Below are 14,600 nucleotides of genomic sequence, written 5' to 3' on the forward strand. Positions count from 1 at the left end.
CCTCCTTAATCGTACCGTGGATCCAGGCTGGGTGTGTCCACAAGGGAAGAGTCGCGGCCAAGGCGGGAGGTGTCTTCACAGACGGCACTCAGGGGCGCTCGTCTTCCGGGTGCGGTGTCCACCCCCAGGAGCGACGCGATGCCTAACACCACATTTTCGGTCGCGGCCGCAATGCGCACATGCACATGGGCGGGCGCCTCCATGGCCGCCACGCGGCGAATCAGTGCCACCGTGTCCGGGTCGGTTTCCTCGTGGACCAGGATCGTCACGCGATGGGCAAAATCATCCAAAAAAGCGATCACCTCTGCTTCTTCGCCGTGCCCCTCCAAAACATCGGGGCGAAACAGGGCCAGGAATTCCCGTTGTTCTCGGGCTCCCAAAAAGAGGTTTCTCCCCACTCGACTGTTCCCTTCCGCGGAACCCCCTAGGGTCAGCGGATCCTGGGCCTCGTCGAGAGCGGCGCCCAGGATCGTGGAAAACGTGCGGCGAAGCCTGAAATCCTCCACCACTACCATACGCCTGTGCCGGATAGCCCCTTCCGTGGCGATGTCCAGGGCACGGGCCATGCCCGCCGGCGTACCATGTTCACGAAGAAGGAGCATGGCTTCTCGAAGGAGACGCCTTCTCGAGGCGATGGAAAAGGCCGGTTCCAGGCTGATTCCGATCCAGGACGCCAGCCAATCCAAAGTCTCCGGTGGTGTCGCGTTCGGGTCCGTAAGCCCATGGGCAGCCGCCACTTGGTCTTCCAAGGGTGTCAGCAGACCTTCAAAAAGGCACAGGTACCGTTCCAGAAAGTCGGCTCCACTGGCCACGCCGTCGGTCTCGGCGTCCAAGCTTCCAACCATTTCTTGGAATAATTCCGGAAGGTAGCGATCCCGGTACGAGAATCGGGGGGCATACACTCTGAGTGCCGCGACTTCTGGACTTGCCTGACCGGTTCCCCACAAGTCCATCTCCACCCAAAGGAATCGTCCTTCCACGCGCCTGACCCGCCCCGAAGGTTTCTGGATGAGCGCCGTGAAAAGTCCCGCCCGGTCTCTTTGGCTCGTGCAGTCGAGAAATCCCTTGTGAAAAGGGACTTCTGAAGCGCTCGGAACCCAGCAGCCCCGGGGAACGGCTCCGGAATGGGTCAAGTCTGCCTCTGGAGGCACGGTTCCAAAATAAACGGGAACATAGCGCTCCCGCGGAGGGGGATCCGGCGCGTTTGATGCGGCGAGCCGCAACCGGATCCCCGTACCCGGTGGAATCACCCCCTCCAGATACAGCCGATGCCAGACGGTCCGGGAATCACCGCTGTCCAAAACTCGCGCTGCACGCACCGAAGCGTGGGACGCCAAAAAGGCATGCGACAAGGGCTGAAGGGCCTTAGGCTGCACCTGGCCGTTGAGATCTGTCGCTAAGGACGTCCGCTTTTGCAGAAAATGAACTGGGCTTGCCGGACCGTTGCAGAACGGGCTTCCATCCCAGCCTGGAAGCGGATAAAGGGCTCCCACAGGAGACACCCCCTTCCCCTCGCCCGTAGGAAGGGAAAAAACCGGAGCATCCCGTGCGCCTTCCAAAAGGAAAGCCCACCGGTTCCCCTCCACCCACCCGATGGAAAAGGGAGCCGACAGGCCGCACACGCTGTCCGGCGGGGAAAAAGTGTGTTCATCCCAGATGAGGACTTGAGCGTCAGCGTCTTGGATCCAGAAGAGAAACGCGAAGCGGCCGATGGCCGACGGCGCCGCCGCGATCAGCTCCCACTGTGCAGGAACGGGAAGAACCACGGGATCGTGGATCTTGGGAGGTCGATCGTTTTCCTCACAAGGGCGCCCAACTCGCGGCGAAAATTCCCGTTGGATGTGTTCAGGAAACGGTACGCCGTTGACCCGCGCCACCATCTTGCGTTTGCGGTCGATAAGCCACGCCCCTTCTGAAGGGTGCGCCACAATACGATCGACCTGAAGTTCGGGATGGAAGAGTTTTACGGGGGGCCAACGGCGCAGCAGGTCCACCAGGAGCACATGATGTCGGCCGGATGATCCCTCCACCGCCATGTACAAGACCCCGTTCGGGCCGGCAGCCAGATCGAGGATTCTTTCGTCGGTATCCACCTGACAAATGTCCTCAGGCTGTGGAAAGGCTCCGGCAGCCGTCACATGTCTTCCCGTCGGGGAGATCATCGCCCAGGTGCCGAAGGCATCTAGGGTCGCTCGAGAGCGATCGGCTGCAGCTCTTGCCGTAACCTTGTTTTGAACGGACGGGGGCACAGCCCGGCGTGATACGAGCCTGACCACGCGCCGGGTTTCGTCCCATGCGGCGTTGTCATCCAAGATCCAGTCTCGAGCGTCCGCAGCCATCCAGAATTTCAAGCCGTTGCTGTCCATCAACACACCTCCGGCACCACGGGAATGGGAAACACCGGTGTGCCCGGCTCCAGGTGATCCCAAGGAGATCGGCTCATGCTCTCGGAGGCCCGATCTCCCTCCTGACAGACCACCTGAAGGAGTTCTGGAAGCTGCCAGGGCTCCAGGACAAAAACCACCGGCATGCCCTGGGTTGCGGGGCTAAGAAGCTTCCAGCCCTTCGCATCCAATGAAAAAAGGCGCACGCCCGTCACCTGGCGTACCCCGTTCACCCTGGCCGCGGCCACCTCCAGGTCCTTGTCCACTACGGTTCCGCCTAGCGGCCAGCCGGTGCCGTCAAAGCCCCCGGGCGGCAGGGGCCAGAACACATGGCGCAGGGTCTGCCGCACGTTCTGCAGGACCTGGTCCCGGCGATGCCCTTCCCGGATGCGCACGGCCACACTCACGGCCACGCCCTTGTATTCGGGGCCGATCACGTAGAGCTCCGTGCCTAGGGGACGCCGGCTATCCAGGTACCCATAAACGCGCTCCAAGCAGAGACGATCCGGTCTGGGGCATGGGGGCTGGATCTCTTCCTTATGGGGAAGCACAAGGACGCTCACCACCCCGGGAACATCAAAACGCCTTTGCTGCGGCTTGAATCGGGCCAGGACTTCAACACGGCCAAGGCGCACCGCCGGTGTCTCGGCAGCGAGCTGACGGTAATCTTCTTGGGTCACGGCCCGGTCTCTGTGGCGAAGAAAGGCCGGGATGCGCTTCTCCGCTTCTTCCAGGTTTTCGGGATCCTCGCCGCCTCCGGTCGCCAAGGGTTGACAGGCCTTGCATTTGGGATGGGACACGGCCGTGAGGGAACCAGCCGGAAGATTGCCGCGTCGGCCGCCCCCAAATCTCATGGTTTCCACACGAATCCGCATTCCCGCCAAAGGGACGCGCCCTCGCACGCCGTCTCCGAACCGAACTGTGCCGGCCTCCGAGTCCAATTCATAGCACCGGTCGTCACGTCCGGCGGTGGTCAGGTCAACCGTCCGCTGCCAGGTGACAAAACCCTGGTCGCCGTCCTCCACTTGAAGGGACAGGGACTCGGAATCCACGGAGGTCCCCGGAAGGCCGAACTCCTGATCGGCTGTCCCGTCGGAGACGCCGATCATCAGGTTTCGAAGTGTGCGTTTCTGATCAATCTCAACCGCATTGATTCCAACCCAGGTCACCGGCAGATGTTGCACGGGCTGCGTCGGTCGTAGGCGGAGCCACGCGATGAGGCGCGACGCCTTCTGGGGATCGTCCAATCGAGGAGGCCGGTTTCCCACACCCGCGAACAGGTCCTTTTCCAGGTCGTTTTCCGGTGCGCCCACATCATCCATGTCCGGCAGAAGAAGCCGAAGGACACCTTCTTGAAGCAGGCCGAGCGTGCCGTCGTGCACCACCTCCAAGGTGAGGTACTCGGGTTCCCCGGAAGGCATGGTCCGGCTCGATGTGATTTCCCACTCGTGGACCACAGCGCCCCTCGGCCCGAGGATCTCTTGGATCCCGGAGACGTGATGAGCAGGGCACCACCCGACGTTGAGCACCCGAGAATCCGCTGCCTGTCGGGCCAGGGACTGCCGAACCGCTCCAGGGTCCGCTCCCGAAGGGGAAAGAAGCGCCATCCATAAGCACCCATCCACGGTGGTCGCAATGTCCAACCCCGAGGGGTCCCCTTTTCGATCGACGAAAACGGGCGTAGTGATATAGGCGAGGACGGCCGGCGCATCCGCAGCCGCGCTAAGGCCGTAAACCGATTGCAGAGCCTCCACGACCTTGCCCAGCCGAACCGACTCATCCGCCGTAGGGACACGTTTGACGTAGGCTTCGCCTTCCAAAGGGCAGACCATGATCTCCCCGGCGGTTTCGAAAGGAACAGGCCCAGAGATTGGCGTGCCCACGGCAACGGGCACGATTTCCGGTTTTTTGGGGTTGGCCAAATCCAAGACGAGTAACCCATGGGCGGCTGTCGCAGGACGAACCGGAATGTGCAGCAATTTGAGAAAGGTCAGACGCTGCCGTTCCGGAATCCGGTTGACTCGATAAAGAAGCGTATCCACAAGCCACGCGAACAGCTCCAAAAGTGTCCGGCCCGGGTCTCCCGGGGCCGGGTGGGTCCACTCCGGCGTGTGTCCCGGAATCCGTGCAAGCAGCTCCTGGACCAAATCCTCGAAGGTCCTGTCATCCAGCGTTGGAACGGTCAACGGCATGGCTCAACTCTCCAAGGTCATGGTCAACGTCGCCCGGCCCGGGCCGCCGTTTCGTCGCATCCGATAGCGAATTTCCACTCGGATCTGATCCGGCCTGTCCACAACAGGCTCCACCAGCACTTGATCCACCTGAATCCTGGGTTCCCACCTGTCCAGTGCGTCCAAAACCACGTCGTGAATGCGGCGGCGCGTGGTCAGGGTATTGGGCTCATGAAGAAACCGCCCAAGGCCTGCCCCAAAGTCCGGCCTCATGAGCTGCTCCCCAGGCCTGGTCAACAAAATGATGCGGATACACTGGCGAACGCTTTCCTCCAGGGAAGGATAGCCGAGCTGCCCGTGCCCATCCGGAACAGGGAGCAGAGGCCAGCTGATCGGCGCAGGCGGCAGATGACCGCTTTTTCCTGCCATGTCCAACACTCCCTCCGAACTTTTCAAGGCGGGCCGGCTGACACGCTCACCGGTGTTCTCTCCTGGGATAGCGGGCCCTTTTTTGCCCGCCTCGAAAGCGGCAGAACGGCCCCCGTTCTGGGGGTTAGGGATACTCGGAGAATCTGCTAACTCTCCGAATCGGACTCGGATTCGAAGCCCGGAAAAGGAATGCAGATGCGCACAAAAGGGAGCCAGAAGAATACGATGTGCAAAAGGACGAGAAAAATCTGCAAAACGATGAAGGCGCACAGTGTGATGATCGGAATGTTGAAGCCACAGATCATGCCGAAATGGCCCGATCCTTCTTCGTGGGAACCCTCCAAAAGGTTCTTCATGTCCAGTTTTTCGAGAGTCTTTCGTAGCGACGGCGGCACCCGAAAAGCCACATTGGGTTTGAGGCGGGAAAGGGCCTGGCGGTCCAGGGTGGGGAGCGATACCTGCACGGGAGGTTGTCCGCTGCTTTCATACCACGGAACAATCTGGAACGGTTCCGACGAAAGACTCCATAACGTTCGGCAGGGACAGCCATTTGCCCCTCGAACGCGGAGAAAAGCTCGAAGCTCGTAGAGCCCATCGGTATCATCGAAACGCTCTCGACGGGGAGCCACTTCCCGCCATCGTGCCCTCATCGCCGTTTTTACGGCCGTTTCAATCGCTTGAGCTTGTTTCTTATTGGGAACGGGCCAAATGGAAGGAATCCAGCGAAGCCCCTTTTCGCCGCCGCTTGTCATTTCTTGGTAGGCCTTTTCCACCACGGTGCGCACCGTCAAGCCCGGGTATTCGGCAGGCATGGCAATGGTCTGAAGATCCATGAGAATACGTGTTCCTTCATGCGATCCCGTAAAAGCCCCCACATCCCGCTCCAGGAACCGCAAAAGAGCCAAGAACTCCTCCTTGGTTGTGCGCATCACATCTTCCCGACCATCCCCCGCCTGAAGCAGGCGTGGAATACGCTCCCGTACCACGGAATCATTGAAGGGTGGAGGAGCCGTGCCGGAAGCGGCTTCGTCGCTTGTCAGGGTCAGGATGCCGTAAAAAAACGTCTTTCCCTGGGCACGACAAACGTCGGGAGGGGCGGCAAACAGTGGGAGAAAAGATTCTTGGCGCTCTTCCAGCGGGTCCCGAGGGGGTGACAGGGAAAGCAACTTATGGTTACTTCCCAAAAGCCGCTGTTGTCGCACAAGAGGATCGGGGTCATAACTTGTCTCGTCCAGGACCGCCTCTTGGGGAAGATCCATCCAGCCCACCGGGAATTCTTTCTGGCGCAACCACCCTTGAACCCTGCCGTTTCTCAGGCGCCTCACGACGAATCCCGCCTTTTCCACCCGAGCGGGATCCAGACGGGGTTCCCCAGGCTGTGTGCAGGCGGCATGGACCAGCACCACGTGAAACACTCGGTGGACGGGTTGAAAAAGCCGCAACACGTTTTCCAAGGATCGAACACCAGCGGTTGCCCGGGTTAGTCCTTCCCTGGGATCTGTCTGCCGAAGGGTTTCAAGAAGCCTGGAAAGGCAATCGGCGTCTTGGTATTGGAGAATCAACGGCCGAAGATCCACGCCGGGTGTCGCCGTGATGGAAGGGCCCATGAGTCGGACAGAGTATTGGACGCCTACCATACGTTGCCCACTCCCGGAGTGTAAGTGGAAGCTACCACCGTCGTGGTGATGAGGGTATTGCATCGGACAACTCCGCTAAAGGTGGCCGTGGCGGCATCCACTTGAACCATGCCTGAACTGACGTGGACCTGGGAGGCCTCCACGCTCACGGTGGCAGGAGTTTGAATGGAGACGCCTGAAGGGTCCATCGTGATGGTGCTTCCGACAGCGCGACACACGATCTTTCCCCCCTCGGCGTCGGTCAGTTCCGCCTCGATGCCCGACGGTGTAGTGATCCTCACCGTGGGGCTTCCGGAAGCGGGTTCCTCGATGGCAATGCGGGTGCCTGCCTTGCCCACCAGGGTCCAGCGATCCACTGCCTCACCCCTTCCGCCCAGGGTTTCGGGTGCCGGAGCAGAGCCGTTCCAGAGGGACCCCACCACCACGGGAAAGCGCGGATCGCCGCCCACAAAGTTCACGACCACCTCGTCGCCCAAGTCCGGAAGCAAGAAGGCCCCCCGCCGAGATCCGGCACACGGCACGGCCACCCGAGCCCACACCGGCCCGTTCTGGTTGTCGAAGCCGTCAAAGGAGAGCAGCCGAACCTGAACGCGATGGCGTCCTTCGGGATCGTTCACCGACACCACCTGGGCCAAGTGGGACTGGAGCCAGACAGAAGGGCGCCAGCCCAAAGATCCGTCCATGGTCAACCTCCGAAATAGGCCCCTTCGGCCTCGAAATCCGTTTCGTAGCCGTTTTCCACATCGAAGCGGTGGCAGGTGCGCGTTATCGTGTACGTGTTTTCAAAGCGAGGACCTACTCCCACAAGCCGGACTCGACTCCCTACTCGCAGCTCGGGATGCCCCTGTGCGCACCCTTCTGCCACCACAAAACGCCGAGCTCGACCCATATGAACTGCCTGAACCAGAGCCCGAGCTTCCCTTTCATCGGCGGCAAGCAAAGCACCTGCGTGTTCTGTGCGAGGTCCGAATGTTTCTTCCAGGATCTCACGTCCGGTGCGACCCGACCCCGGGCCCGAAGGGATGGATTCGTCGCTTTCCACCCGAATCGGTGCGCCCTGAACAGCATCCCACCCATTGTGGGTGATGGCGGACACCTGGTGAGCCAGATCCGCCAACAAACGCACTCGCAGCAGCCGACTGTGCAACTCCAGCGTGATTTCCCTCTCTGGTGTGTCGCCCCACGCTGCCGCGTGGAGTTCCCCGCCGCAAACCCGAAACCACGCGTCGTAGCGCTGCAGAAGACGCCTCAGAAATCCCAGGTTCGTCTCATTGATCTGCACCTGGATTCCGATCGGATGATCCAAGCCGCTTACCCGGGCCTGAAGGCCCATGTCGGCGGCCAGCGTTTCCACCAAGGTCCCCAGAGTGGTGTCGGAATAAGTGCGGGTTCTCCTTTTCATTCGGGCCTTTTGCAGGGGATCTTCCGCAAGGACGATCAGTTCCGGGGGATGATCCGGCCCAAAGACCGCTTCCAAACCGCTCACCACGCCTTGAAAGATTTCTGTGGGCGCCGCTTCGTCTCCCATGGAAAGGCTCAATGCAGCTCCCAAACCCATGGGACTGTCCTGAGGGGTCTCAAACGCCCAGCCGATGCCTCGATCCGTGGAACGGGAGACATTGGCGAAGCGAAACTCTGCCCAAGCCAGACCGTCGCGTTGCTCATGAGCGGACACGGCAAGCAGCAACTCGTCAGCCAAGGTGCAGCGCCGCCCATCCACCCTGAGGGTCGGGCGGGCGGCGTACAAGGCGGTTCGGCTCACGGCCCGTTCCGTACTCATGGACTCATCTCATCCTGCACCTAATGAAATCTCCGGAGCTTCCCCGAAAATGTGGAAAATGGGTGTTCTTCAAGGGACCTCCTCCGTGCCATCGCGTGTTTGGTGCCAGATCCCCATCAAGATTCCCATACGGGCAGCACTCCGGAAGACCGGGAGGACGACGGGGATGCCGTCCGCGCGCAAAACCCTGCAGCCGTTCTCGGCCAGTTTCCTAATCTGCCGCAAGGCGCGCGGCGCGCTGTTGGACCACAGCCTGAAGGCGCCTGAAAGTACGTAGTTCGTCTTCCACAGTTGCCCCGGGACGCTCCCGGGTTTCCGACCGATCAGGGGTCCCGGGGGTCTCGGCCGCTTCCGCGATCACTTCATCAAAAACAATGGCCACCGTTTACTCCTCTTCAAATCGAATCCGATCCTTCAGGCTCGTGCCCGCTCCCACATCTGTTCGAAAGCCGGCCTCGACCGCAGCCCGAGCTCGCCCCCCCACGCCGAACCCCGCTCCACTTTCGACCTGGATACTTGCCAAGACGCCCCTTTGAAGACGCAGGCCGGCCGTCACGGCAATCGTTTCCACGCCAGGATGTCTCAAGCTGTCCACGTTATTCGACCGGGCCAGATCTCTGGCCGCCCGTGGATCCCCCGCCCGAGCGGCGCCCTGGGTGAGGCTTTCTTGCGGACCGAGGTTCATAAGGGTCGCCTGGGTGCGCTCCCGAAGGGCGTCTTGCGCTTCTTGGCTCACCTCACCCTCCTCAAAAACCCGCTCCTGCTGATGGATCGTGAGATTCACCGAGGACCGAAGCGGAATCCCCTCCGGGGAAAAAAAGTCCAACGTTTCTCTGTAGCTGGAGATGTAGCCCGTAAACTTTACCGTGCCCCACTCAAAGACCACCACGGCGGGAATCTTCCGGCTCCGATCCCGGGCTCGGCGGGCACCCCGGTTCAGGACCGGATCCATCATCCGGCCGATCCTCTGAGTGTCCTCTCGGACGTCGGTCCCCACCAAGGTGGTGTCAAAGACCAGGTCCACGGTCATCTGAGCCGTCGCGTCCGTCACATGCTGTGCAGCCTGACACCCCCGACCCTGCTGCACCCGGTTGGTCAATGACATCTGTAGGGATTCCGGGTTAAAGTGCACCTCAACGCGCCGGGATTCCTGGTCCTGTTGGGACAAGTTGCGACCGTCATCGTCGGTAAGGGGCGTGAGGAACGCCTTGGTGAGCTCGGGCATTGTCAACTCCTCTCCAGTTCCACCCCTTCATGAACGAAATGGAGCTCTTCGATGCCCACGTCCGAGGATCGAGCGTTCAAATCCGCGGTCCTGAATTTGACCGGCAAGGCTCGGTGCATCCGCCACCGTAGAGCGGCGTCATGAGAGTCCGGATCCGAGCCCGGTTCCAACATGCTCACCACAACGTCCAGCCGGTAGGCGTAACCTCCACAGGCCACCAGTTCAAACCATCGCCACAAGTCTTGGGTGGTGGTGACCCCGCGGCGAAGAACCACCGTGCCAAAGGAAACCCGTCCGGCGCGCTGCACCGGACCGTAGTTGCGTCCGCCTTCCTTGATGGCCTTGGGTTCCATGGAAGCTTCCAAGCCGGAGCATTCCGCAAATTGCCCACTGCACAACGGCACAGGTTCTCCTCCGCCGTCGGATTCCGAAGGACTGACGTAGAAATCCACGCGGAACCGGAAAATGGGGAGAGGATGGGTGGAATGCGGTGACATCATCAATGCTTCCCTAGTCCATGCGGACGGTTCCGTTGGGTTCTATAGCCAGAACCACCTGCAGGGTCTCCACGGGTATCGCCGGCCGCACCTGAATGTGGGCCACGAGGCGTCCCGAGTCCGCATCCTGCCCTGTCATGGTGTGCAGCCCGCACATGACGTGAAAGGCATCCTGGCGACGCGCGCCTTCCAGACCTCCGGCGAGATAGATCGATTCCAGCAGGTTCGCGAGCACTCGCCGAAGCTGGTTCCAGGTTCGCGGCGACGAATTCTCAAACACCATAGTCTCGCCCAGCCTGCGGGCGGCCTTGAAGATGAACCCCAGAAGGCGACTTACCGGACCCGGTCCATGGGAAGGTTCCAGGCTGGTGGTCCGGTCCGATGCGAGAACAACGCCATTCGGCGTGCTGTGAAATAGGCAGAGGCGCCGTTCCATGGTGTGAGCCTGGTCGGGAGCTTTTTGCCGCTCCGCCAAGGAAAGGACGGGGACGATCCCTGAAACACCCACGGGGTAACGGCCGGCGGCGCTGCGAAATGTCCCTCGTGTCAGGGCGTTGGCGGCGAGCAGTCCCAAAAGCGGGCCGTCGGGAGAAAGCAAGGCACCAGCTTCCGATGGGTCCACCAGCCACGGAAAGACGCACTGAAAAAAAGCGCTGGCGCACCCGCCCTCCTCCGGCCGGACACCGAACACGTCCTGCAGCGCCACGGCCCACCATGAAGAGTCCAGCTCTGGCATCGGCAAAGGTAGAGCGGCCACGAGAACCCATTCCCTCGCGTTTTGTTGCATCCACAGAAGGATTGTCTGAACCGCCTGCTTCCAAACCCGAAGGCCGATACCGTCACATCGAGGAGCTCTGGAAATCACCACTCGGCAGGGGCTGGCGGGGAGCTCTTCCCCGAAGCACTCTACGAAGCTTTCCGGGTCCTTCCTGGACGGCATCGCCACGGGCACTGGATCGGGCAAGGACGCCACAAGATAGGGAAGATCTGGGTAGGCCACCAAGGCCACATCCCCAAGGGCCGTGCCGTGATGAATGGCATGCCAGGTGTCGGGGTCGGCTTCCGGAAAATCTAAGGGCGGAAAGTTTAGGACGGCGAGCTCGTCCCGCGTGGTCACAGATCCCAGTAACCCTTCCACGCCATAGAGCACCCGTTCCAAAGCCTGTACCCGTTGCCGCGTATCCGCCGTTTCTCCAATGGGATCCCCCATGGAAACCACATATGCCTTTCGGCCTCCCTGGGCGAAGAAAGACTGGACTGCACGTCCTAGGGGGTAAATTTCCGGCGGTCCGCCGTCCGCGTCCCAGGGCCAGGCAAAATACCGTCCGTAAGTCTCCCAGGAATCCACCGGAACGGGCACATCTCTCAGCGAAATCACACCAGGAGTCGATTCCACCCGCTCGTGCCAGCCTCGTTCCCGAAACCACCGGTCCAAGGGTTCCGGCAGAATATCCCGAGGCCGAACCGGTGCCAGCCCTACAAAAAACACCACATCCATGCGGTGAGGGTCGGCCGAAAGATCCGGCGTTTTTTCTCCAAACCAGATAGCCGCCATGGCGTTCGTCTCAATCCAGTTCCAGATATTCCGCCGAAAGCACCAGTTCCTCCATGGCGACATCGCCTCCTCCCTTGGCCGCGAGAGTCGGGCCGGTCCACTTGAGCGGAATCACACCTCGAAAGTTCCATCTCTGGACCTCGTTGTGGCTCTCATCCAAAAGGACAACGGACATGTTGCGCTGCGCCGCCACTCCTTCTCGTCGCACCTGTTGAACCCAGTCCCAGAACTCCCGGGAATCGATGATCCCGCGTTTCAAGGTCACATCGCCCACTTTGTAGATGCCGGGAATCTTGCGCACGTGATTCATGGGGTAGTTCCCTTCCCGGTATTCCGACACGGTGATTTCCGTGTTCAGTCCCGACACGTCGGAAAAGCCACCTACGGAAAGGCCATCTATTTCCACGACAAAGTTAAAGGCACCGTAGGGCACCGTCCTGTCAGCAGCCATCGTCCCCCTCCCCTGTCTGTGATGTTTTGTCCGTGACGGCTTGGGCGGCTCCCATGGCTACTGCCTTGCGTCGGCCGTCTTTTGCCCGATTCGAAAGATGACGAATTCGGCCGGCTTTAAAACGGCCACTCCCACCAGGCAGATGAGGCGTCCATTGTCCAAGTCGTCCTGGGTCATGGTCGACCGGTCGCAGCGGACGAAATAGGCGTCCTCCGGCCGGGATCCCAACAGCGCGCCGCTGACCCACTGGTTGTAAAGAAAGGCGGACACGGTAGCCCGCACATTGCTCCATAAGCGTTCGCCGTTAGGCTCAAAAACCACCCACTGGGTAGAACGGTCGATGGAATGTTCCAAAAAAATGAAATAACGGCGCACATTCACATACTTCCACTCGGGATCGGATGAAGTGGTGCGGGCGCCCCAAATGCGATAGCCCCTCCCGGGGAAGAAACGGAGGCAATTGATGCCGAGGGGATTCAAGACCTGCTGCTGAGCCTGGTTGATGTCCCGTTCCATGCGGACCGCACCTCGGAGCACTTCGTTGGCGGGGGCTTTCCACACACCACGCCGGACGTCGCTTCGTGCATAGATGCCCGTCACAAAGCCACTGGGCGGCAGAGCGATCTCCTGGGGAATGCGATCGTTGCCCGGACGTGCGAGAGGATTGGACACCATCACCCAAGGGTAATAATAGGCGCCGTAGGCGGAATCGATGGTGCCCCGAATTTCCCGCACCTCTTGGAAGTCTGCCCCCGGAGGACTGTCCAGCACGGCGATCCGATACTTCATGTTCTCCGCATGGGTGATCAAGGCCTGTTGGATTCCGGCGTAGCGGGACAGAGCCGAATAACCAGGGGCAGCCAGGATGGACACGTCTTCCACGTCTTCCAGGAGCCTGATGGCATCTGAGTACGCTACCGCTCCTTCCACGGTGCTGTTTTCTGAAAGCTCCGCACCGTCGTTGCCTCCGGTGAGCGCGATGGTCCGACTGGAAGAGGAACCCAGAAGGCCGTCCCGCAGGTCAAAAGGATGAACGGATCCTTGAACGTCCACGGCATAAGGATTCTGAAGGGCTTCAGAACGCCGCGTGGGTGAGAAGGCGAAAACGGAACCCAGCCAGCGCGGATGCAGCGGCGAAAAGCCCACATCTTCGTAAAGGCGCACGTTGTTATCCGCATCCCTCGTTTCCAGGTTCATGAGAACCAAGACGGAGCCGGTGGGAAGGGGCGTGGCCGTGTTAAGGGCGGTGGCCCGGTCGGCCGCGCCCATCCAACCGTCGGGCTGATGGCTTGCCTTGACGTAATAAAGGGTGCCCAAGGCGGCTCGGCCTCGGGCCTCATCGGCGGGAAATCCCAGGTTGATCCTTGCGGAGGTGTCCGCTGCCTGCAACCGCGCGCTCTCACCGGTGTGGGTAGTGCTGAGCACCAAACGACCGGTGGCGGGATCTACGGTGGCGCGGACCGGAATGCCCGCCGCTTGAAGGAGCCCGTCGATTTCTTCCGGGGTGACGTTATCGAGATTGGCCACGTTTCCCGTGCCGAATGCCGATCGATCGCTGGAAAAGCCCACGGCCGGCAGAGCTGCCACGCTCACGGCAGCTGCCGTACCCCGAGCATCCGTTCCCAGCACCAGCCGGTCGGTTCCTTGGACTCGGGCGTACCCCCTTCGAAGACGTGTATTCACATGCGCCGCGAGATCAGAAAGAGTCACGGTCCCTTCCGGAACGGGGATCCGCTGGGCCATGCCCCCGATGGTCACCTGAAGAACCGTGTCCGCCGGGATGGTCAGGGGATCAGAAACGGGATCGGCTTGGACCTCCGCGGGGCGACCTTCAAAGGTGATGCCAGCGGTTCCTGACGAGGTGGTCAGGCTGAGTGCATCCCCGTCCTCCAATCGAAATGGCGGCATTCCGCCCAAAAGGACGGCCGCCTGAGGTTGGGTGCTTCGCAGGCGCAGAAGAGATCCCAGGGGAGCTTTGGCGAGGGTCGCCAAAGTCACAGGAATGGTCTTTTCCGTCACCGTAATCCGGCCATTTAAGCCGGAACCAGGCATGCGGGCCGTGAACCGAACCTGCGTTCCGCCCGCACTCACCACCGCATCGGATTGGGCCACACCACCAGAAGCCACCGTGCCGCCCCCATCGGTTCGGGGAACAAAAGTTCGGGCGATGTAAAGGCGGACTCCCCCATTGTCGAAAAAGAGGCGCACTGCATGGGCCATGAAGTTCGTCACAGGAGGATCCGTGTCCGTAGAGGCCGTAAAGGATAGATTTTCCAAGCCTCCGTAAATACGCTCAAACTCCCCGAAGCTGGTCACCAACACGGGGGATTCCATCAGGGGGCCCTTTCGGGTCGGACCGACAAAGGCCGTGGTGCTCGTCCCGACCCCTTCGATGGATTTGGGACGAAAGCTCACTTCTTCCACGTACACGCCAGGGGCAAGGTATTCCGGCATAGTTCCGCCTCCTGATT

General features: G+C 60.9%; 12 protein-coding genes. All 12 read right to left on the reverse strand.

Annotated features, from left to right (window positions below):
• Positions 1-5: 5 nt before the first annotated feature.
• A complete protein-coding gene (locus ACZ5K9_RS05690) occupies positions 6-2,366 on the reverse strand; it encodes a phage tail protein (protein ID WP_464273457.1) in 2,361 nt (786 codons plus the stop codon).
• Positions 2,366-4,576 (reverse strand): putative baseplate assembly protein, encoded by a 2,211-nt coding sequence (locus ACZ5K9_RS05695; protein ID WP_464273458.1) that lies wholly within the window; start codon positions 4,574-4,576, stop codon positions 2,366-2,368. The genes ACZ5K9_RS05690 and ACZ5K9_RS05695 overlap by 1 nt, the downstream gene beginning before the upstream one ends.
• A gap of 3 nt (positions 4,577-4,579) precedes the next feature.
• Positions 4,580-4,984 carry a GPW/gp25 family protein gene (locus ACZ5K9_RS05700; protein ID WP_464273459.1) on the reverse strand — a complete coding sequence of 135 codons (405 nt, stop codon included), beginning with the start codon at positions 4,982-4,984 and terminating at the stop codon, positions 4,580-4,582.
• 146 nt (positions 4,985-5,130) lie between these two features.
• Positions 5,131-6,621 (reverse strand): hypothetical protein, encoded by a 1,491-nt coding sequence (locus ACZ5K9_RS05705; RefSeq protein ID WP_464273460.1) that lies wholly within the window; start codon positions 6,619-6,621, stop codon positions 5,131-5,133.
• On the reverse strand, positions 6,615-7,304 hold the full coding sequence (locus ACZ5K9_RS05710) for a phage baseplate assembly protein V (protein ID WP_464273461.1): 690 nt from the start codon (positions 7,302-7,304) through the stop codon (positions 6,615-6,617). Before ACZ5K9_RS05710 ends, ACZ5K9_RS05705 begins: the two co-directional genes overlap by 7 nt.
• A gap of 2 nt (positions 7,305-7,306) precedes the next feature.
• Positions 7,307-8,401, reverse strand: coding sequence for a phage late control D family protein (locus tag ACZ5K9_RS05715; RefSeq protein ID WP_464273462.1), 1,095 nt, complete (start codon positions 8,399-8,401; stop codon positions 7,307-7,309).
• Between the two features lie 211 nt (positions 8,402-8,612).
• Positions 8,613-8,783 (reverse strand): hypothetical protein, encoded by a 171-nt coding sequence (locus ACZ5K9_RS05720; RefSeq protein WP_464273463.1) that lies wholly within the window; start codon positions 8,781-8,783, stop codon positions 8,613-8,615.
• Between the two features lie 3 nt (positions 8,784-8,786).
• Positions 8,787-9,626 carry a CIS tube protein gene (locus ACZ5K9_RS05725; protein ID WP_464273464.1) on the reverse strand — a complete coding sequence of 280 codons (840 nt, stop codon included), beginning with the start codon at positions 9,624-9,626 and terminating at the stop codon, positions 8,787-8,789.
• Between the two features lie 2 nt (positions 9,627-9,628).
• Positions 9,629-10,126 carry a phage tail protein gene (locus tag ACZ5K9_RS05730; RefSeq protein ID WP_464273465.1) on the reverse strand — a complete coding sequence of 166 codons (498 nt, stop codon included), beginning with the start codon at positions 10,124-10,126 and terminating at the stop codon, positions 9,629-9,631.
• 10 nt (positions 10,127-10,136) lie between these two features.
• Positions 10,137-11,741, reverse strand: coding sequence for a hypothetical protein (locus tag ACZ5K9_RS05735; RefSeq protein ID WP_464273466.1), 1,605 nt, complete (start codon positions 11,739-11,741; stop codon positions 10,137-10,139).
• Positions 11,689-12,129 carry a phage tail protein gene (locus tag ACZ5K9_RS05740; RefSeq protein WP_464273467.1) on the reverse strand — a complete coding sequence of 147 codons (441 nt, stop codon included), beginning with the start codon at positions 12,127-12,129 and terminating at the stop codon, positions 11,689-11,691. Before ACZ5K9_RS05740 ends, ACZ5K9_RS05735 begins: the two co-directional genes overlap by 53 nt.
• A gap of 57 nt (positions 12,130-12,186) precedes the next feature.
• Positions 12,187-14,583, reverse strand: coding sequence for a phage tail sheath family protein (locus tag ACZ5K9_RS05745; RefSeq protein ID WP_464273468.1), 2,397 nt, complete (start codon positions 14,581-14,583; stop codon positions 12,187-12,189).
• Between the last annotated feature and the right edge of the window lie 17 nt (positions 14,584-14,600).

The sequence above is a fragment of the Desulfosoma profundi genome (assembly GCF_055387865.1).